This window comes from Bradyrhizobium sp. USDA3010 (assembly GCF_056429065.1).
This window is the reverse complement of sequence record NZ_JBWJZD010000006.1, coordinates 1-19203: the sequence shown is the minus strand read 5'-3', so window position 1 is coordinate 19203 and position 19203 is coordinate 1. Positions and strand designations below refer to the sequence as shown.

The 19203-nt window shown below is 64.9% G+C and carries 17 protein-coding genes; 6 read left to right on the top strand and 11 right to left on the bottom strand.

The genetic code is table 11. From position 1 onward, the window contains the following. Positions 1-68 precede the first annotated feature (68 nt). From AC066Y_RS11740 to AC066Y_RS11730, 3 genes are read left to right on the top strand one after another with little or no spacing between them, the layout of a single operon-like run. Positions 69-695: a phosphatase PAP2 family protein gene (locus tag AC066Y_RS11740; protein ID WP_478274008.1), complete on the top strand. Its 627-nt coding sequence runs from the start codon at positions 69-71 to the stop codon at positions 693-695. Beyond that, positions 692-1039 (top strand): DUF3147 family protein, encoded by a 348-nt coding sequence (locus tag AC066Y_RS11735; protein ID WP_478274007.1) that lies wholly within the window; start codon positions 692-694, stop codon positions 1037-1039. The genes AC066Y_RS11740 and AC066Y_RS11735 overlap by 4 nt, the downstream gene beginning before the upstream one ends. After that, on the top strand, positions 1036-1524 hold the full coding sequence (locus AC066Y_RS11730; RefSeq protein WP_478274006.1) for a DUF3147 family protein: 489 nt from the start codon (positions 1036-1038) through the stop codon (positions 1522-1524). Before AC066Y_RS11735 ends, AC066Y_RS11730 begins: the two co-directional genes overlap by 4 nt. Positions 1525-1567: 43 nt before the next feature. Here the strand turns inward: AC066Y_RS11730 and AC066Y_RS11725 are convergent, their stop codons facing one another. The 9 genes from AC066Y_RS11725 to AC066Y_RS11685 all read right to left on the bottom strand — a co-directional run bounded on the left by AC066Y_RS11725 (position 1568) and on the right by AC066Y_RS11685 (position 10813). Beyond that, positions 1568-1741, bottom strand: a complete 174-nt coding sequence (locus tag AC066Y_RS11725; RefSeq protein WP_478274005.1) for a hypothetical protein — start codon at positions 1739-1741, stop codon at positions 1568-1570. A 267-nt stretch (positions 1742-2008) separates the two neighbouring features. Then, positions 2009-2710 carry a branched-chain amino acid ABC transporter ATP-binding protein gene (locus AC066Y_RS11720; RefSeq protein WP_478274004.1) on the bottom strand — a complete coding sequence of 234 codons (702 nt, stop codon included), beginning with the start codon at positions 2708-2710 and terminating at the stop codon, positions 2009-2011. Continuing rightward, positions 2703-3437, bottom strand: coding sequence for an ABC transporter ATP-binding protein (locus tag AC066Y_RS11715; protein WP_456719995.1), 735 nt, complete (start codon positions 3435-3437; stop codon positions 2703-2705). Before AC066Y_RS11715 ends, AC066Y_RS11720 begins: the two co-directional genes overlap by 8 nt. Next, a complete protein-coding gene (locus tag AC066Y_RS11710; protein WP_478274003.1) occupies positions 3424-4551 on the bottom strand; it encodes a branched-chain amino acid ABC transporter permease in 1128 nt (375 codons plus the stop codon). The genes AC066Y_RS11715 and AC066Y_RS11710 overlap by 14 nt, the downstream gene beginning before the upstream one ends. A gap of 7 nt (positions 4552-4558) precedes the next feature. Then, positions 4559-5779, bottom strand: a complete 1221-nt coding sequence (locus AC066Y_RS11705) for a substrate-binding protein (RefSeq protein ID WP_478274002.1) — start codon at positions 5777-5779, stop codon at positions 4559-4561. Positions 5780-5784: 5 nt separating this feature from the next. Further along, on the bottom strand, positions 5785-6642 hold the full coding sequence (locus AC066Y_RS11700) for a branched-chain amino acid ABC transporter permease (protein WP_092120142.1): 858 nt from the start codon (positions 6640-6642) through the stop codon (positions 5785-5787). 42 nt (positions 6643-6684) lie between these two features. Continuing rightward, the gene (locus AC066Y_RS11695; protein WP_478274001.1) at positions 6685-8199 is read right to left on the bottom strand and encodes an amidase; all 1515 of its coding nucleotides are present in this window, start codon (positions 8197-8199) and stop codon (positions 6685-6687) included. Positions 8200-8382: 183 nt separating this feature from the next. After that, positions 8383-9546: a substrate-binding domain-containing protein gene (locus AC066Y_RS11690; protein ID WP_478274000.1), complete on the bottom strand. Its 1164-nt coding sequence runs from the start codon at positions 9544-9546 to the stop codon at positions 8383-8385. Positions 9547-9631: 85 nt separating this feature from the next. After that, a complete protein-coding gene (locus tag AC066Y_RS11685) occupies positions 9632-10813 on the bottom strand; it encodes a substrate-binding domain-containing protein (protein WP_207834525.1) in 1182 nt (393 codons plus the stop codon). A 178-nt stretch (positions 10814-10991) separates the two neighbouring features. Between AC066Y_RS11685 and AC066Y_RS11680 the strand changes: the two genes are divergently transcribed. Continuing rightward, complete coding sequence (locus AC066Y_RS11680) at positions 10992-11435, top strand: MarR family winged helix-turn-helix transcriptional regulator (RefSeq protein WP_038387042.1); 444 nt, start codon at positions 10992-10994, stop codon at positions 11433-11435. 14 nt (positions 11436-11449) lie between these two features. Here the strand turns inward: AC066Y_RS11680 and AC066Y_RS11675 are convergent, their stop codons facing one another. Continuing rightward, complete coding sequence (locus tag AC066Y_RS11675) at positions 11450-13885, bottom strand: spermidine synthase family protein (protein WP_478273999.1); 2436 nt, start codon at positions 13883-13885, stop codon at positions 11450-11452. 351 nt (positions 13886-14236) lie between these two features. Between AC066Y_RS11675 and AC066Y_RS11670 the strand changes: the two genes are divergently transcribed. Further along, complete coding sequence (locus tag AC066Y_RS11670; protein ID WP_456719989.1) at positions 14237-14671, top strand: VOC family protein; 435 nt, start codon at positions 14237-14239, stop codon at positions 14669-14671. Positions 14672-14728: 57 nt separating this feature from the next. Here the strand turns inward: AC066Y_RS11670 and secA are convergent, their stop codons facing one another. Further along, entirely contained in the window at positions 14729-17593 is a 2865-nt protein-coding gene (gene secA / locus AC066Y_RS11665; protein WP_478273998.1) for a preprotein translocase subunit SecA, read from the bottom strand. A 379-nt stretch (positions 17594-17972) separates the two neighbouring features. On the opposite strand from secA, the gene AC066Y_RS11660 reads away from it, so the two are divergent. Next, positions 17973-18911 (top strand): peptidylprolyl isomerase, encoded by a 939-nt coding sequence (locus AC066Y_RS11660; protein WP_478273997.1) that lies wholly within the window; start codon positions 17973-17975, stop codon positions 18909-18911. The last annotated feature ends 292 nt before the right edge of the window (positions 18912-19203 follow it).

Sequence of the window (19203 nt, the reverse complement as noted above, 5' to 3'; positions counted from 1 at the left end):
CCGTGGACCTCGCCCGCACGCCCGTTAGGACCCATGCCGCGGCTGGCGCGTTGGATGGGAACTGGACCATGCATACGACAGCCAGAGTTCGAGCACGCCGCCATCGAGGCGGCCCCACCTTCCCCATCACTATTCGCCCGACCGCGGCGGATGCCATGATCGCGCGTGCGATCGCCCGCAACACCGCACCTGCTCCGGAAGAGGTCGCCCGCGGACTGACCTGGGGCGCTGACGAGAAGGTCCTGCTTGTGCTCGCGGCCGCCGGCTGGCTCGCCTCGCGCGGGCGCGGCGCAGCGCTGGAACGCGCTGGCAATCACGCATTGCTGGTGACGGTCGCAGCATCGCTGCTGCCGCACGGCCTGAAGTTGCTGTTCAACCAGACCCGCCCCGACCGCCTGACCGTGGTTGGCCACCTCAACGGGGTCTCGATCTCCGGCAAGCGTGAAGACGCCTTTCCCTCCGGCCACGCGCTGCATATGGGCGCGCTGGCGTCGGCGGCCGCGACGCTGCCCGCCAGCGCTCGCCGCATAATTCAGGGGCTCGCGATCGGCCTTTCGCTGACGCGCATTGTCGTTCTCGCACACTGGACAAGCGACGTGATCGCAGGATTCGCGCTCGGCGCCGGTCTCGAGCGGCTGCTGCGCTTCTGGACCGGCTATCCGGGTGACGATCCGCCGCGGAGCAAGGCGCGATGACTGAATATGTCATCCGTTTTCTGCTTGGCGGAGCCGTGGTGTCGGCCTTCGCGATGCTGGGTGACGTTCTGCGCCCGAAGAGCTTCGCCGGCCTGTTCGGTGCGGCGCCTTCCGTTGCGCTCGCCACGCTCGGCATCGCCGTGTACCAGCACGGCGCCGAATACGCCGCCCTGCAGAGCCGCGCGATGATCGCCGGCGCACTCGCACTCGCCGTCTATGGCTTCGTGGTCTGCCAACTGCTGATTCGTACCAGGTTGCGCGCAATCCCTGCAACATCGCTGTCGCTTGCCGTCTGGCTGACGATCGTGTTCGGCCTGCTGGCCCTTGCCGGAGGGCAAGCATGACGCCGGTCCGCTTCTCACCGTCGGCGCTGAGAGAGGGCAGTTGGAGCGAATATCTGATCCGCTTCGTGCTTGGCGGTGGCGCGACGGTCTTCACCGGGCTGATCAGCAGCTACTGCGGCGCGTATATCGGCGGCGCCTTTCTTGCACTTCCCGCCATTTTCTGCGCCAGCGCAACCCTGATCGAGAAGCATGAGATCCGCCGCAAGCGACAAGCGGGACTCAATGGCACGCGGCGCGGCCAGCAAGCCGCCGCGCTCGATGCCGCGGGCGCGGCGCTGGGCGCGATCGGCATGCTGGCGTTTGCGATTGTGTTCTCGCTGACGGTGGATCGCAGCGTCCCGGCCGCCTTCATCGCCGCATCGTTTGCCTGGCTGATTTGCTCGATTGCTGCCTGGTATGTGCGCCGCAAGATGCGATCAGCGCGACGGACGCGGAAGCAGGGAAACGACCCTGTCCGGCGCAAGGCTGACCGCATCGTGCACTGAACCTGGCAAGAACGGGGCAGAGCAATCGGTTGGACATTGAACTTCATTTTTGATCGGTGGCGACCGACATTGCGTCGGCGGCCGGTGCGCGGTCATCCGCGATCGCTTCAACCGTCTCGACGATACGTCGTCGTGCGGCACGGTCCCGGATCGAGCGAAAGGCCCGAAGGAGCCGGAATGTATCCGCCGCATCTTCCGCCTGCCGTTCTTTCGTCAAGACTGTCCCCGCACGATAGCCGATCCAACGAATGCAAGAATCCGTTGCGGCTCCAGCAAGCAACCGGAAGCCCGTTGGCAATTCAGCACGTCCTCGCCGGGTCTGCGTTGACCTTTGTCAAGATAACGAACGCTCGCGGCGGCTATGGCCCTCACCGGCCGGAACGGTCAGACCAGGCCAGGGATGGGGCCACCCCTGCGAGCCGGAGCCGGTCCGCAGCGATCCCGACAATCCAGGACGCCTTTCGGTTGCCCCGTTTGCTGGCGGCTACGGCGCGAGATACCGCAGCAGTTCCGGATCGTTGCGCACCTCGCTGGCGCCGCCCTGCAGCGCGACGCGGCCGCGGTCCAGCACATAGGCATAGTCGGCGACGCGCAGCGCGAGGTCGAGATGCTGCTCGACGATCACGACCGAGATGCTCTTGGCGAGCTCGATCAGCCGCTCGGTGATCTCCTCGATCACCCCGATCCAGACGCCTTCGGTCGGCTCGTCCAATAGCAGCAGTTTCGGATTGCCGAGCATGGCACGGCCGATCGCCAGCATCTTGCGCTCGCCGCCGGACAGCGTGCCGGCCGGCTGGTCGAGGCGCTGGCCGAGCTTGGGGAAGATCGCCAGCACGCGATCGACCGCGCTCGTATCGGAATTGGTCAGCGAGCCGACCGCGAGGTTGTCGCGCACCGACAGGCGGGCGAACACCGAATGCTCCTGCGGTACATAGCCGATGCCGGAGCGCACGCGCTCCTCGGTGCGGCGGCGGGTGATGTCGCGGCCGTCGAAGAACAGTTCGCCCTGCGAGCTCGCGAGCTCGCCGACGATGGTCTTCATCAGCGTGGTCTTGCCGGCGCCGTTGCGGCCGAGCACGGCGACGCCGCCGCGCCAGGGAATGCCGATGTTGACATCGAACAGGACCTGGCTGCGGCCATAACCGGCATCGAGATGCCGGACATCGAGGAAGGACTGGTCAGGCACGGCGAAGATAGATCTCCTGGACACTCTTGTTGGCCTGGATTTCCGCGACCGTCCCCGACGCCAGCACCTTGCCCTGGTCGAGCACCGTGAGGCGGTCGCAGATGTCGCGGATGAAATCGAGGTCGTGTTCGACGATGACGAGCGAGCAATGCTGCTTGATCGGCTGCAACAGCTCGCCGGTGACGCGGCGCTCCTCGAGGCTCATGCCGCCGGTCGGCTCGTCCAGCAGCAACAGCCGCGGCTTGCCGGCGAGGGCCATCGCGATCTCGAGCCATTGCTGCTGGCCGTGCGACAGCGCGGCTGCGGCGTCATACGCCCGATCGGCGAGACGGAACTGGGTCAGCATCGTCATGACCTGATCGTGCAGCCTGTTGCGGGTGCGCGAGAGCACGAGATCGAACAGCGACGAATGCGCCTGCAGCGCCAGCAGGATGTTGTCGTACAGCGTCAGCGTCGGCAGCACCGAGGTGATCTGGAATTTCAGGCTCATGCCGGCGCGGGCGCGCTCGGTCGGCGTGAATGCCGTGATGTCGGTGTTGACGAACGCGACCTTGCCCGTGGTCGGCACCTCGGCGCCGGCGACGCATTTCATCAGCGTGCTCTTGCCCGAGCCGTTGGGGCCGATCAGGCCATGAAACTCATTCTCGCCGACGGTCAGCGCCGCACCATCGAGCGCGGTGAGCTTGCCGTACACCTTGCTGATTCCTGACGCCTCAAGGAGCGGCATGGCCGGTCTCCTTGGGCTTTGGCGCCTTGTTTGGTCCCTTCTTGTTTGGTCCCTTGCCGAAGCTGCCGACCCGCTCGCGCTCGCCGAGCACGAAGGAGACCAGCCCGAGCGGGCGGAACATGATCACGAGCAGCAGCAGTACGCCGAGGATGATCGGCCATACGTCGCGGTAATTGTCCGACAGCCAGAAGCTGACGCCCTCGATGATCACGGTGCCGATGACGGCGCCGATCAGCGTGCCGGAGCCGCCGAACAAGACGTAGAGCACGACCTGGGTCGAGAACACGACCCCCAGCATGTTGGGCCAGACAAATCCTTCGTGGAAGGCATAGAGGCTGCCGGCGAGACCGGCGATGGTGCCGCCGACCGCGAAGATGATCGCCTTCAGATGCTGCGCCTTGTAGCCGAAGAAGGCGATGCGCTGCTCGTTCTCGCGCAGGCCGGCGAGCGCCAGTCCGAATTGCGAACGCACGAGGAAGCGGCAGAGCAGATAGACGACCACGAGGATGCCGAGCACCATGTAGTAGTAGACTGGCCCCTCCTCGAACTCGTAGCTGCCGAGCGTGAGCGGCGGGATCGACGGGATGCCGTTCTGGCCGCCGAGATAATACCAGCCGCGCGCCAGCCGGTCCGCCGCATAGGAGCCGGTCAGGGTGCCGAGCGAGACGAAGATCACGCTCGAGGGATAGCGCCCGAGCAGCAGGAAGCCGCCGAGCAGCAGCGAGGCCGTGAGGCCGATCAGCATGCCGGCGGGCAGGATCAGAAGGATCGAGGTGACGTTGAGGTCGCGCGCCATCAGCGCCACGCCGTAGCCGGCGGCGCCGAAGAACAACGCCTGGCCGAAGCTCATGATGCCGGCATAGCCCCACACCAGGTCGAACGACAGCGCGAACAGCGCGAGGATCACCACGCGGGTGGCGAACACCGTGAGATAATCCTGCAGCACCCATGGCAGGACCAGTGCGATCAAGAGCACCAGCCCTTCCACGATCGGCAGGACCTTCCATCCTGCCGATGCCTGTCCCGCCGGCGCGCTCGCGGCCGGTACGTCCTCGCGCGTCACGACATCCGGTCCCTCACCGATGCGTGCGACGGCCTGCTCTGCTCCACCCATTGATCGCTCAGCATTCCTTGGGATCGACGAGACCGGCGCTGCGCGCCACGATCTCATAGTTCCCGCCTTTGGCAACAGCGGTGTACATCTTCATCTTGCAGTGACGCTTGCCGGGAACCATTTCGGCGGGTCCGCCGGGTCCTTCGGCAATCTTGGCGTGGTCCAGCGCTGCCGCAACCGAGTCGCGGTCGACCTTGCCAGCTTCCTTGACCGCGGCTTCCCACAACTTGAGGCCGCGATAGGTTCCGGTGGCGGCGCTGCCGGCCGCGAACAGGAAGTTGCCCGGGAAATCCTTCTCATAGGCCGCCTGGATCTTGGCGTTGAACGGATCCTCCTTGGTCAGCACCTTGAAATAGTCGAGGCAGCTCGCCAGCCCCTCGATCTCGCTGGCCTGATTGATGTTGAGCGTGTTCTCATCATAGTAGACGCAGGCGAGCCGCCCGCCGTTCTTGAGGAAGCCGGCTTCATAAAGCTGCTTGAAGAACGGGCCGACGCCCGGCGGGATCACGGTGTTGAAGACCACGTCGACCTTGTTCGAGATGATGCGGTTGACGGTCGACGAGAAGTCGACCTGGTCGAGCGGGTAGTATTCCTCGAACACGACCTCGCCGCCATTGTCCTCGATCACCTTGCGGGCGTAGACGTTGAGCGTATGCGGCCAGACATAGTTGGCGCTCGGCAGCGCGAACTTCTTGCCGCCGTTCTTGATCAACCACGGAATGAACTCGTCGCATTGCTGCGCCGGCGTCGGCCCGGTGCAGAACAGATAGGGCGTGCACTCCTTGCCCTCGTAGAGCTGCGGATAGATGTAGAGCGTCTTGCCGCGCGCCACGATCGGGTCCTTGATCGCGTTGCGCATCGAGGAGGTGATGCCGCCTAGCACCATGTCGACCTTGTCGCGCTGGATCAGCTTGCGGACGTTGCCGACCGCGACCGATTCGTTCGAGGCGGTGTCCTCGATATAGAGCTCGAGCGGCCGGCCGAGCAGGCCGCCGCCGGCGTTAATCTCCTTGATCACCATCTTGGCGACGTTGGCGTCGGCATTGCCGGCATAGGCGATCGGGCCGGTCAGATCGGTCGCGATGCCGACCTTGATCGGTCCCTCGGCGGCGTTGGCCCAATCCGGCCTCACCACCCAGCTGCCGACCCCGGTCGCGAGCGCGCCGGTCGCGAAGGCGAAATTGCTCATGAAGCGGCGGCGCGAGAGATTCATGCGTTCAATCGACATGGTGATTAGACCCCTTTCCCAGCAATGAGGCCTTGCGGCCGGAATTTGATGAAGGCGATGGCGAGCACGAAGACGAGGACGTCGGCGACGACAGGAGACATGACCCATGGCAGCGCCGCGCTGAGCGTGCCGATCACGCCGGCGCCGGCGACCGGACCGATGAAGGAGCCGACCCCGCCGACCATCACGGCGACGAAGCCCTGGATCAGGAAGCGGATGCCGAGATCGGCAAACAGGCTGAACACCGGCACGATCAGCGCACCGGCAAGCCCGGCGAGCGCCGCGCCGAACGCAAAGGTCGCGCCGTAGATCAAGGGCGTCGAGATGCCCGACGCGCGCGCCAGCGCCGGATTCTCCAGCGTGGCACGGACCCGAAGCCCAAAACTCGTGCGCGCCAGCAGCAGATAGCAGCCGCCCATCACCAACAGCGTGATCACGATGATGGTGAAGCGCCAGGCCGAGATGTGGACGGAGCCGAGATCGATCGAACCGCCGATCGGCTCCGGCACCGTGAGATAGAAGCCGCCGATCAGCCCGCGGACGCTTTCGCGGATGATCAGCCCGAGCGCATAGGTGCCGAGCATCGCCACGATCGGCGCGGCATAGAATCGCCTGATGATCAGCGCCTCCAGCACGAAGCCGAGCGCGCCGACCACAAAGGGTGCGGCGACCATGCCGACCCACACCGGCGCACCATGAGCGTAGGCCAGATAGGTGACATAGGCCCCGAGCAGGACGAATTCGCCCTGCGCGAAGTTGAAGATGCCCATCATGCTGGCGATGATGCCGAGCCCGAGCACGACCAGCACGATGATCGCGCCGAAGCTCACGATCTCGAACACCGCGGCGAAGGTGCTAGCCATGGTGCCCGATCCGTTCGGCCTGTTTCTGCGACAAGCGGCGCCTCACATCTTCTTCCAGTCGCCGGCCTGCTCGAAAGCGTGCGCGGCGCGGTAGATGGTGGATTCCTCGAACATCCGGCCGACCAGCATCAGACCGACCGGCAAGCCATCGACCATGCCGCAGGGCAGCGACATCGCCGGATGGTGGGTGATGTCGAACGGCGCGGTGTTGGAGATCATCTCCAGCGCGCGGGCGACATACTCCTCGCGGCTGGCATTGGCCTCGGGCAACTTCGTCGCCTTCATCGGCGTGGTCGGCATCAGCAGCAGATCGTAGTCCTTGAAGGCCTTGTCGTAGGCCGCGGCCAGCCGACGGGAGATGTTGAGCGCCTTGCCGTAGAAGCGCGGACCGAAGTTGTTGTTGATGTAGGTGCCGAGCATCATGAACAGCTTCGTGGTCTCGGACAGCGAATCCGCCTGACGGCGCCAGCCGCGGTGGAAATCCATCAGCGAGGTCGAATAGAGATCGCCGCGGCTGAGGCCGTAGCCGTCGCCGAACATCATGGTCTGGGTCAGGCCTTCGGTGCCGATCGGCGTCCAGATCGCGCCGCCGAGCATGTGCATCGGGATCGACACCGTCTCGACGCTGGCGCCGAGGTCCTTGAAGCGCTTGGCCGCCTCATGCACGCTCTCATTCACCGCGGCCTCCGCGGTCGGCTGCTCGAAACCTTCCTTGACGATGCCGATCTTCATGCCCTTGATGCCTTTGCCGAGCGCCTTGGTGTAGTCGTCGACCTTCGGCGCCTTGATCCGGGGATCGTAGCCGTCGTCGCCGGCCAGCACTTCCAGCAGCAGCGCGTTGTCTTCCACGGTCGCGGTCATCGGGCCGGTGTGGTCGACATAGATCTCGATCGGCATGATGCCGGTGTAGGGCACGAGGCCCCAGGTCGGCTTCATGCCGTAGGTGCCGCAGAACGAGGACGGCATGCGGATCGAGCCGCCCTGGTCGCCGCCGATCGCCATGTCGACCTCGCCGAGCGCGACCACCACGCCGGAGCCCGACGACGAGCCGCCGGCCGAATAGCCCATCTTGTGCGGATTGTGCACCGGCCCGTAGGACCCGGTATGGCTGCCGCCGGACAGGCAGAAATGCTCGCAGTGCGTCTTGCCGGCGATCTCGGCGCCGGCATCCAGCATGCGCGTGACGATGGTGGCGTCGAAATCGGGGATATAGCCTTCCAGCGTCGACGAGCCGTTGGTCATCGGCACGCCGGCCAGCATGATGTTGTCCTTCAGCGCCACCGTCTTGCCCTTGAGCTTGCCGGAGGCTGCGCCCTTCACCGTCGACTTGCGGTACCAGGCATTGTGCTTGTTGTCTTCCGGTGCCGGACGATAGCCGGGCGTGCGCGGATATTTCACCTCGGGCAGTTCGTCCGGCATCTGGGCGACGAGGTTGTAGGCATCGACCGAGCCCTGCATCAGGCCGCGGAACGAGGCCACGTCCTCATCGGTCAGGGACAGGCCGCACTGCTCGGCGACGGCACGAAGTTGCGTTGGCGTGGGAAGGACGACGGTCACGGCGCTCTCCTGAAGCTTTTGATCTTTGGATTTGATTCCTGGATCGGATTCCTTGGGCACGGAGCAGCGGCAGCGCGTTTGACCCGCGCGAACCGCTCACCCCGATGTTGTATTGAAAACGGAAATATTTTCCTTTTCAAGTATTATTTCACGGATCGGTTCGACGGGCTGTCGCATCCGGCGTCAGATCGCCTTGATCACCCTGAAGTCGAGGCCATCGGCTTCGGCCAGATACATCGGCATCCTGGCGTGGCCATTGCGCACCGTGACCGGACCGCGCGGGCCGCGATAGACGAGATTGTCCGCTGCCGCGAGTAGCGGGCGCAGGTCCAGCGTGCCGGCGCGGTTGGCGGCAGCCTCCAGCAGGCAGAAGCCTTCATAAGCGGACTCGCCGCAGGATCCGACCGGCGGCGCGAACGGACCGAACATCGCGCGATAGCGGTCCCTGAAATCGTCGCCGGGCTGCGAGCCGACCGAGGGGAAATAGCCGGAGGCGCAGAACAGGTTCTCGGTCTTGTCGGCGCCGATGCCGAGCAGCGCCGTTTCGTCGAAACAGCCGGCAAAGCGCAACGTGGTAGCGGCGAGCCCGGCCTCGGCGAAGGCGCGGTTGAAGGTCACGCCGTCGGTACCGATCAGCGAGATCAGCACGACATCGGGCTTCGCCGCACGGATCCGCTCCAGATGCGCCTGGTGATCGTCCTCGCCGACCGGCACGAACTCCTCGCCGACCACGAGGCCCCCGGTCTCCTTGATGTAGCGCTTCACCGCGCGGTGCGACTGCCAGGGCCAGACATAATCGCTGCCGATCAGGTACCAGCGCCTGGCGTGCTTCGCCTCGGCCAGCCAATGGATCGACGGCCGGTTCTGCCAACGCGGTGTCTCGCCGATCGCAATAACGCCCGGCGTCCGCTCGCCGCCCTCATAGACCGGCGTGTAGATGTAGGGGATCTTGCTTCGGGTGATGAGGTTGCGCAGCGCGACACGCACCGCGCTGGTGTGCATACCCATGATGAGATCGACCTCGTCGGAGGCGATCGCCTGCTCGGCGCGGTCGATCACCTCGTCGATTGGGCCGCCGGCGTCGTAGACCGAGAACTCGATCTCCCGGCCAAGAATGCCGCCGCGCCGGTTGATCTCGGCGACGGCGAGTTGCGCGGTCGAGGTCGCGGCCGGCCCCCACATCCCGGGCGAACCGGAGCAACAGACGAAGCCGCCGATCCGCAGCCGGTTGCGCGCCCCGCGCGGACCGAACCCGCTGCGATCCACCGGCGCAAGCAGCCGATCCGACGCCGCCGACGCCAGGTTCCTGAACAGCAGGGATGGCGGGAACGGGAGGTTTCTTGCCATGACGTTGGGCGTCGACTGCACACCTGCTCCTGTCCGGCACCCGCACGCCGCTCACGGCATCGCCCTCACGGGCGACGGTGCCACGCTAGATCGTCTTGATCACATTGAAGTCGAGACCGTCGGCCTCGGCAAGATAGATCGGCATTTCGGCACGGCCGTCGCGAATGGTGACGGTGCCGCGGGCGCCGCTGTAGACGAGGTTGCGCGCCGCGGCGGACAACGGCCCCGTGGACAGCGAGCGGGCGCGGTTGGCCGCCGCTTCGAGAAAGCGCATCCCCTCGTAGTTCGACTGTCCGACCGAGCCGATCGGCGGCGCGTGCGCCCCGAACATCGCGCGGTAGCTGATCTGGAACTCGTCATTGGCGCGCGAATCGACGCAGCCGAAATAGCCGGAGGCGCAGAACAGGTTCTCGGTCGCGTCCGGCCCGATGCCGAGCAGCACGGTCTCGTCCATCGCGCCGGCATAGCGCAGCGTGGTGGCGGCGAGTCCTGCGTCGGCGAAGGCGCGGTTGAAGGTGATGCTGTCGGTCCCGATCAGGGTGATCAGCACGACATCGGGCCGGGCCGCGCGGATCCGCGCCAGATGCGGCTCGTGATCGTCCTCGCCGAGCGGGACGAATTCCTCGCCGACCACCTGGCCGCCCGCCTCCTTGATGTAGCGCTTCACCGCGCGATGCGACTGCCAGGGCCAGACATAGTCGCTGCCGATCAGGTACCAGCGCTGCGCCTTCTTGACCTCGGTGAGCCAGTGGATCGCCGGGCGGCTTTCGGCACGCGGCGTCTCGCCGATCGCCATCACGCCCGGCGTCCGCTCGCCGCCCTCATAGACTGGCGTGTAGACATAGGGGATGCGGCCGGCCGTGACCTTGCGCAGCGCGAGGCGGACCGCCGAGATATGCGAGCCCATGATCACGTCGATCTCGTCGAAGGCGATCGCCCGCTCGGCGCGGCGCACCACCTCCTCGATCGGCCCGCCGGCGTCGTACATCGACAATTCGACCTCGCGGCCGCGGATGCCGCCGCGCCGGTTGATCTCGGCAACCGCCAGCATGACGCTGTTGGCCGAGATCGGCCCCCAGATCCCGGGCGCGCCGGAGAAGGTGATGAAATTGCCGATCCTAAGCTTGCCGTCGGTGCCGCCACGGCGCGAGGAGCCCGGCTTGACGGTCAAGGCGAGGTCGGCCGCACAGGACGACGGATTTCGAAACAGGTGCGGCGGCGCGACGGGCATGCCGCCATACGCCTGGAAGGAGACCGTCGAGAGCACGCCAACTCCTGTCTGGGAAGCAGTACGCAACGCAGCCAGCGGGCGGTCGCGGCATCCGCCCCTTGGTTGGGGGAATATTCTAGGGGAAAATATTGAATATTCAACAATTGAAGTGCATATAGAAATGGCATGAGTTGCCGGACATTCATTCACCGGGTCAGGAACCAGGTCTCACGCCGTGGCTAAACCGCCGAAAGAAAATTCCCCGATCACCGAACACCTCACCTACCTGCTCGCGCAAGCCAACCGGGAGATCAACCGGCAGTTGGAGACGCGGCTGGCCAAGGAAGGCGTGCCGGTCGAGCAGTGGCGCATCCTCAAAGTGCTGTCCGACGGCAACGGCCACTCGATGGGCGAGCTTGCCGACGCGGTGCTGCTCAACCATCCGACGCTGACCAAGATGATCGACCGCATGGTGTCGGACGCGCTGGTCTATCGCGTGCAGGATCCGAAGGATCGCCGCAAGGTCCTGATGTTCGTCTCCGACCGAGGCAAGGCGCTGTGCCGCCGCCTGAACTCGCTGGCGGTGAGCCAGGAAGAGCACATCGTCGAGAGCTATGGCGACAAGTCGACCACCGAGCTCAAGCGGCTGCTGGAAAGCCTGATCGGCAGCGCGAACTGAGGCAACAGCCTCCGCTACGACGCCACCTCGTCCTGCGCCACCAGGCCGGCCGGCCGCACCGGCGTGAGGGCGGTATCAGCGGCCGGTTGGGCCAGCCGGTTGCCGACGATCATGATCGCGCACACCACATAGCAGCAGACGCCGAGTCCGAATGTCGTGGTGATGCCGAACTGGATCGACAGCGCCATGCCGAGCACGGAAGCAAGCATCGAGGTGATGCCGTTGGTGCTCCAGAAGAACGGCAGCAGCCCGTCATGTCGCCGCCAGATACCGAGGCCCAGCGGGAACATCATGCCCATGCAGAAAGCCGGCGGTGCCAGCAGCGCGACCGACACCAGGATGCGGATGTCGGTCGGCGCGGAGCGCGCCCAAGCGGTGACGGCCGGCGTCAGCAGGCCTGCGGCCACCAGCGTTGCGCCCAGCGCCACGAGGCGAGCGATCAACATGGCCGGCCGCGAAGGCGCGGCAGCCACCGTGGCGCTGCCGATGCCGCCGAACAGCAGGATCGTGAACAGCACGACGCTGAGCCCGTAGACCGGGTGGCCGAGGAACACCATCAGCCGTTGCATCTGCGAAATCTCGATCAGCATGAAGCCCATGCCGATCGCGGCGAAATAGGCCACCGGCGGCACCAGTGTGGCCACCGGCATCCGCCGCATCAGGCGCGCGAAGGGAATGCCGATGTAGAAGATGCAGATGCCGAGCTGGAAGACGAGCACCCATTTGATGATGCCGAGCGCTGCGTTGTTCTGCGCCTCGAAGCCGTTCTTGAGGAACAGATCGGCAAGTCGCGCGGTATAGAAGAAGAATGGCTTGTCGTCGGTCGAGGCCGCGATGTTTACCGGCAATGAATCAAGGAAGCTCTGGTCGGCCTTGCCCGATAGAAGAGCCGAGGTGACATTGTCGTACGCGATGTCAGGCCCGAGCAGCAGCTTGAACCCCTGTGCTACCAGCCGGTCGCGCGCGCCCTGCCATTGCGCCGCCGTGAACGCCTCGGGCCGGGTCATGACCGTGACGATGCTGCCGACATTCGCCGCAATCACATGCTGCGACAGTTCGGTCATCGGCACGCCCTGATGCTGCAGCGCCTCGGCCGCGATCGCAATCAGGCGATAGAACTCGCCGCGATAGACCGTCGGTTCGTACCAGCGCGACACCGAGAGCATGCCGCCCGGCTTCAATGCGCGGAAGAAATCGTCCCACGCCTCCACGGTGTAGAGCCGGTTCTCGGTCAGCGTCAGCCCGCCGGCTGCGGTGGCGGCCCAGGTGTCGATCAGCGAGATCTGGATCAGGTCGTAGCGATCGGGCGAGTGGTTGATGTAACTGCGCGCTTCGGCATTGACCAGCGACACGCCGGGCTGGCGATGGAGATGGCCCGAATAATCGGCGAACTTGTCGGTCAGCACTTCGAAGATCGCGGGATTGATTTCGATGCCGTGAATTCGCTGCGCGCCGAAATAGAGGCCAGAGAGGATGTCGCGGCCGCCGCCGACGCCAACCACGGCCACATCGCCCGGCCGTTGCTGCACCAGATAGGGCGCGTTGATGACGTCGTCCTTGAGATAGGAAACCTTGGTCAGATCGCCGGAGAAGCGGGTGATCGGCGTCGCCGCGTCGGCATCGATGTCGAGATAGAGCTGCTCGATCCTGGTATCCGGGGTGCGCGAGAAAGACCAGCCGAACGGAGTCGTGAGCCCGAGATCGGTCACGCGGATGCGCGAATAGGTGTTCCAGCGCTCGAACAACGTTCCGGTCTGCGGGGTGCCCTTGGCCCAGATCACGCCAAGATGGCTGCTGCCGGTTGCGGCAAGCGCGGTGTGAACCGCGGCGAGCGCGGCGAGACCAATCGCGCTGTTGCGGCTCAGGCGCACAGCGCTTCGGCCCTCGCCGTGACCGACCACGAACCAGCCGACGGCCGCGGCGCAGGCGCCGATCCACAGCGTCGCGCTGACCGGATCGATCACCAGCAGCACGAAGATGATGCCGAGGCATCCGACCGCGGCGCCGACCAGATCGGCAGCGTAAAGCCAGCCGCCGACATAGGGCAGCCGGGTCAGGAGCAGCGTGATGCAGATGCCGCCCTCGGCAAACGGAATGGTGAAAGCCAGCGCCACCGCGGCGAGCGCAGACATGGCGTATGCGTCGGGCACGACCAGCGGCGCATACAGAAAGGCGCACATGACGGCGACGCCGCTGAGCGCGAACCGCGCGGCGTGACAGGCAAATTCCGGCGCCACACGCTCCGGCGCATAACGCGTGGAATCCTCATAAACCTTCATTGCACCGCGCGTCAGCCCGAACATCGCAAGGGCGATGGCCCCGAAAGCGAAGTGGTAATGCACCACCACGCTGAAGAAGCGGGTGATGAGGATCTGATAGGCCAGCGTGGCCGACGCCAGCACGAAGATCGCCGGATAGTAGCGGCCGGGCATCGTCGTCGCGGTCTGCAAGGCGCGGCCTCCTGATCGAGCCTTGATCAAAGAGACGCTTTGATGCGCGTCGGCGGCTCACCCGACACGCCCGGCAATATTGAAGCACAGAGCGCTAACAAGTGATTGATTGGACGAGCCAACTCCGACTTTGGGTAGTGGCCGGACCGTCGGCGGGCTTAGCGCGGGGTTACCAGGGAACCCAAAATCGCGAAAATACCGCCTCGCCGTCAGACAGCCATGCCGGGAGGCTCAACAAAAAGTCCGGGCAACATGTCGGAGTGCCGGACGCGGTCTCGTCCTCCGGATGCGCTAACGCTGTGCGCGCGGTTCCGGCTCATCCTCCTCATCGATCACAAGGATTCCCCCGTCATGACTTCGATCACGCCGTTCCTCTGGCTCGACAACAACGTCCGCGACGCCGTCACCTTCTACAAATCGGTGTTTCCGAACGCCGAGATCGAGACCGTCAGCGACTTCATGGCGAGCTTCGAGCTCGAGGGGCAGCGGTTCTACGCACTCAATGGCGGGCCGCAGCACAAGTTCAACGAGGCGGTGTCGTTCTTCCTCAGCGTCGAGACCCAGGAGCAGGTGGATTACTTCTGGGAGAAGCTCACCGACGGCGGCCAGGAATCGCGCTGCGGCTGGCTCAAGGACCGCTTCGGCCTGTCCTGGCAGGTGATCCCGACGGCGTTGAGCCGCTATCTCGGCGATCCCGACCGCAAGGCGGCCGATCGCGCGATGCAGGCGATGCTGAAGATGCAGAAGATCATCATTGCCGATCTCGACAAGGCCTTCGCCGGCTGACGGCGATGCAGCTTCGACGGCGGGCCAGGCGCCCGCCGCGTCAGGGCTTGCGGCGGCTTACGCGTAGCGGCCGTGGCAATGCTTGTACTTCTTGCCTGAGCCGCAGGGGCAATCCTCGTTGCGGCCGACCTTGCCCCAGCTTGCCGGGTCGTTCGGATTGCGGTCGGCGGCCGGCATGCCCGGCGCCAGCGAGGCCTGGGCGTAGGTGGCCTCGGTCAGGCGGGCCTGGGCGAACTCGTCCTCGCCGGTGTGGGGATCGAGCTTGTGCGCTTCCATCGGCGGCAGCGGCATCGCAGGCTCGTCCGGCGGCACGATCTCGACCCGCATCAGCTGCGCGGTGACCGCCTCGCGCAGATGCGCGCTCATCTCCTGGAAGAGATTGAAGGCCTCGGTCTTGTACTCTTGCAACGGGTCGCGCTGGCCGTAGCCGCGCAGGCCGATCACCTGGCGCAGATGGTCGAGCATGATCAGGTGCTCGCGCCAGAGATGGTCGAGTGTCTGCAACAGGATGGTCTTCTCGACGTAACGCATCACGTCGGGGCCCCACTGCGCGACCTTCGCCGCCATGCGCTCATCGACATGATTCTCGATGCGGTTGAGCAGCTCCTCGTCGGCGATTCCCTCTTCCTTGGCCCATTCGTCGACCGGCAGGTCGACATCGAGCACGCGCTTCAGCTCTTCCTTGAGGCCCGCGGTGTCCCACTGCTCGGCATAGGCGTGCTCGGGGATGTGCTTGGCGACCACGTCCTCGACGAACGCGTGGCGCATGTCGGTCACGGTCTCGACGACGCTGTCATCCTTCATCAGCTCGATGCGCTGGTCGAAGATCACCTTGCGCTGGTCGTTCTGGACGTTGTCGAACTTCAAGAGGTTCTTGCGGATGTCGAAGTTGCGCGCCTCGACCTTCTGCTGGGCCTTCTCGAGCGCCTTGTTGATCCAGGGATGGATGATGGCTTCGCCTTCCTGCAGGCCGAGCCGCTGCAGCATGCTGTCGAGCCGGTCGGAGCCGAAGATGCGCATCAGATCGTCTTCCAGCGACAGGAAGAATTTCGAGCGGCCGGGGTCGCCCTGACGGCCGGAACGGCCGCGCAGCTGGTTGTCGATGCGGCGGGATTCGTGGCGCTCGGAGCCGATGATGTAAAGGCCGCCCGGCTTCTTCACGGTCTTGGCGGGCTTGTTGCCCTTGGCGGGCTCGACCTCGAAATCCTCTTCCGCCTTCAGCACCAGCTCGCGGAAGCGTTCGATGTCGGCCTTGATCAGCTCGATCTTCTTGGCCTTCTCGGCTTCGTCGGTGATCGCGGCGGTCTCCTGCTGGATCCGCATCTCGAGCGAGCCGCCGAGCTTGATGTCGGTGCCGCGGCCGGCCATGTTGGTCGCGATCGTGATCGCGCCCGGTACGCCGGCTTCCGCAACGATGTAGGCTTCCTGCTCGTGGAAGCGCGCGTTCAGCACCGCGAACAGTTTTGCAGGCTTGCCCGCGCGCGCCGCGGCGTAGAGCTTCTCCATGCCGGATTCGGACGTGAAGTCGATCTGCTTGTAGCCGTGCTTCTTGAGGTACTCGGCCAGCACTTCCGACTTCTCGATCGACGCCGTGCCGACCAGCACCGGCTGCAGCCGCTTGTTGGCGCGCTCGATCTCGGCAAGGATCGCGGCGTATTTTTCGTTCTGGGTCCGATAGACCTCGTCGTCCTCGTCGAGGCGCGCCACCGGCAGGTTGGTCGGGATCTCCACGACCTCGAGCTTGTAGATGTCGAACAGTTCGTCGGCTTCGGTTAGCGCCGTGCCGGTCATGCCGGACAGCTTCTGGTACATCCGGAAATAGTTCTGGAAGGTGATCGAGGCCAGCGTCTGGTTCTCGGGCTGGACCGTGACGTGCTCCTTGGCTTCCAGCGCCTGGTGCAGGCCTTCCGAATAGCGCCGGCCCTGCATCATGCGTCCGGTGAACTCGTCGATGATGATGACCTCGTCGTCGCGGACGATGTAATCCTTGTCGCGCGTGAACAGCGTGTGCGCGCGCAGCGCCTGGTTGACGTGATGCACGACGGAGACGTTCTCGACGTCGTACAGCGACTCGCCCTTGAGCTGGCCGGCGTCGCGCAGCAGGTTCTCGAGCTTCTCCATGCCGCCTTCGGTCAGCGTCACCGTGCGCTGCTTCTCGTCGACCTCGAAGTCGTCCTTCTTGGCGAGCTTGGGCATGAAGGTGTCGATGGTGTTGTAGAAATCCGAACGGTCGTCGAGCGGGCCGGAGATGATCAGCGGCGTGCGCGCTTCGTCGATCAGGATGGAGTCCACTTCGTCGACGATCGCGTAGAAATGCTCGCGCTGGACCATGTCCTCCAGGCGGTACTTCATGTTGTCGCGCAGATAGTCGAAGCCGTATTCGTTGTTGGTGCCGTAGGTGATGTCGCAGGCATAGGCGGCCTTGCGCTCGGCGTCGTCGAGGCCGTGCACGATCACGCCGGTGGTCAGCCCCAGGAACGAATAGATCTGGCCCATCCAGCCGGAGTCGCGGCGGGCGAGGTAGTCGTTGACGGTGACGACATGGACACCCTTGCCGGCGAGCGCATTGAGGTAGACCGCGAGCGTCGCAACCAGCGTCTTGCCTTCGCCGGTCTTCATCTCGGCGATGTCGCCCTCGTGCAGCACCATGCCGCCGATCAGCTGGACGTCGAAATGGCGCTGGCCGAGCGTCCGCTTGGCCGCCTCGCGCACCGTGGCGAAGGCCGGAACCAGCAGGTCGTCGAGCGTCTTGCCGCCGGCGAGCTGCTGCTTGAACTCGACGGTGCGGGCCTTGAGCTCGTCGTCCGTCAGTTTGACGAGGTCGCCCTCCAGGGCGTTGATGGCGCTGACGCGGGACTGATACCCCTTGACCCGACGGTCGTTGGCGGAGCCGAAAAACTTGCGGGCGAGCGCGCCGATCATGCGAAATTCCTGTTCTTCGGTCTCGAGTTCGGTCTTGGTTCGGTTTTGAATTTCAGTCTTGGAATACAGCCTGAGACGGTCCGCCGGATTGCCTATCAACTCACCGTGACGCGCTACGGTTCGAGCCCCGACCCGGGGCTCCTCCGCCAATTGAGTGGGAAACAGGCCATCCTGGGTTCAACGGCGAAAAACGCAGCAAAATAAGCGCTCTCACCGCTGACACGGTCGGCCAGAGATATGGCCCGGTCGGGGGGTTGTCAACGCCGCCAAGATGTCAAGGAATTCATCATTTTGACAAGACTTTCGCGTTGCCAATGTAACACGATTGGGCGAGTGTCCGGCCCGCTCGAGCTTCCCCCCTTTAGACCAAGGATTTTGCATGACCACCTCGCCTCCGGAAACCAAAACCGGCCTGCGCCTCGGCCTCGCCACCCTGGCCGCCACGGGCTGTCTTGTCGCAGTGCTGGCTGCCGGCCTCCCGGTCCGCGCCGCGGAATCCGACCCGGTGCTGGCGAAGGTGAACGGTTCCGAGATCCATGCCAGCGACGTCGCGCTCGCCGAGGAGGAACTCGGCCCGAGCCTGGCGCAGATGGACCCCGCGACCAAGAAGGACAACGTGCTGTCCTTCCTGATCGACATGAAGATCGTGTCCAAGGCCGCCGAGGACAAGAAGATCGAGAACAATGACGACTTCAAGAAGCGGCTCGCCTTCACCCGCAACCGCCTGTTGATGGACAGCCTGCTTGCCAGCGAGGGCAAGGCCGCGACCACCGACGACGCCATGAAGAAGGTCTATGAAGAGGCCTCCAAGCAGATCACCGGCGAGCAGGAGGTGCGCGCCCGCCACATCCTGGTCGAGACCGAGGACGAAGCCAAGGCGATCAAGGCCGAGCTCGACAAGGGCGCGGACTTCGCCGAGCTCGCCAAGAAGAAGTCCAAGGATCCCGGCGCCTCCGACGGCGGCGACCTCGGCTTCTTCACCAAGGAGCAGATGGTGCCGGAATTCTCCGCGGTCGCCTTCACGCTCGAGCCGGGCAAGATCTCCGATCCGGTCAAGTCGCAGTTCGGCTGGCACATCATCAAGGTCGAGGAAAAGCGCAACCGCAAGGCGCCCGACTTCGAGCAGGTGAAGGCCCAGATCGAGACCTATGTGACCCGCAAGGCGCAGGCCGACTATGTCGCCAAGCTGCGCGAGGCCGCCAAGGTCGAGCGCCTGGACAAGCCGGCCGAGACGGCCAAGGACGCGACGGCGCCGGCAGATGCCGCCAAGGATGCGCCGAAGCCCGCCGACACCAAGATGGCGCCGACGAAGAAGTAAGCTTCGCGAACGTTGTTGCAGTTGCGATGGCCGGGCACGTCCCGGCCATTTGCTTTCTAAGGTGCGTTCGATTGATCGCGTCGTCCCGGCGAAGGCCGGGACCCAACCACCGTCATCAATTGTTCAAGAAACTGCTGCCGCGGCAAGAAGAGCTCCGCCGCGGCGTATGGGTCCCTGTGTCTGGAAAGTCTGTCATGATGGCGGTGGGCGGGAAGCCGTTGGGTCCTTGGCGCTTGACGCCGTGAGCCGGCTCGGTCCCCCGCCCGTTCCATCTATCAACCTGAACAGTTGC

Excerpts from the sequence above, each read along its gene's own strand:
- AC066Y_RS11740 (WP_478274008.1), top strand. The coding sequence starts at position 69 with ATGCATACGACAGCCAGAGTTCGAGCACGCCGCCATCGAGGCGGCCCC.
- AC066Y_RS11735 (WP_478274007.1), top strand. The coding sequence starts at position 692 with ATGACTGAATATGTCATCCGTTTTCTGCTTGGCGGAGCCGTGGTGTCG.
- AC066Y_RS11730 (WP_478274006.1), top strand. The coding sequence starts at position 1,036 with ATGACGCCGGTCCGCTTCTCACCGTCGGCGCTGAGAGAGGGCAGTTGG.
- AC066Y_RS11715 (WP_456719995.1), bottom strand. The coding sequence starts at position 3,437 with ATGCCGCTCCTTGAGGCGTCAGGAATCAGCAAGGTGTACGGCAAGCTC.
- AC066Y_RS11710 (WP_478274003.1), bottom strand. The coding sequence starts at position 4,551 with ATGGGTGGAGCAGAGCAGGCCGTCGCACGCATCGGTGAGGGACCGGAT.
- AC066Y_RS11705 (WP_478274002.1), bottom strand. The coding sequence starts at position 5,779 with ATGTCGATTGAACGCATGAATCTCTCGCGCCGCCGCTTCATGAGCAAT.
- AC066Y_RS11700 (WP_092120142.1), bottom strand. The coding sequence starts at position 6,642 with ATGGCTAGCACCTTCGCCGCGGTGTTCGAGATCGTGAGCTTCGGCGCG.
- AC066Y_RS11690 (WP_478274000.1), bottom strand. The coding sequence starts at position 9,546 with ATGGCAAGAAACCTCCCGTTCCCGCCATCCCTGCTGTTCAGGAACCTG.
- AC066Y_RS11670 (WP_456719989.1), top strand. The coding sequence starts at position 14,237 with ATGACTTCGATCACGCCGTTCCTCTGGCTCGACAACAACGTCCGCGAC.
- secA (WP_478273998.1), bottom strand. The coding sequence starts at position 17,593 with ATGATCGGCGCGCTCGCCCGCAAGTTTTTCGGCTCCGCCAACGACCGT.
- AC066Y_RS11660 (WP_478273997.1), top strand. The coding sequence starts at position 17,973 with ATGACCACCTCGCCTCCGGAAACCAAAACCGGCCTGCGCCTCGGCCTC.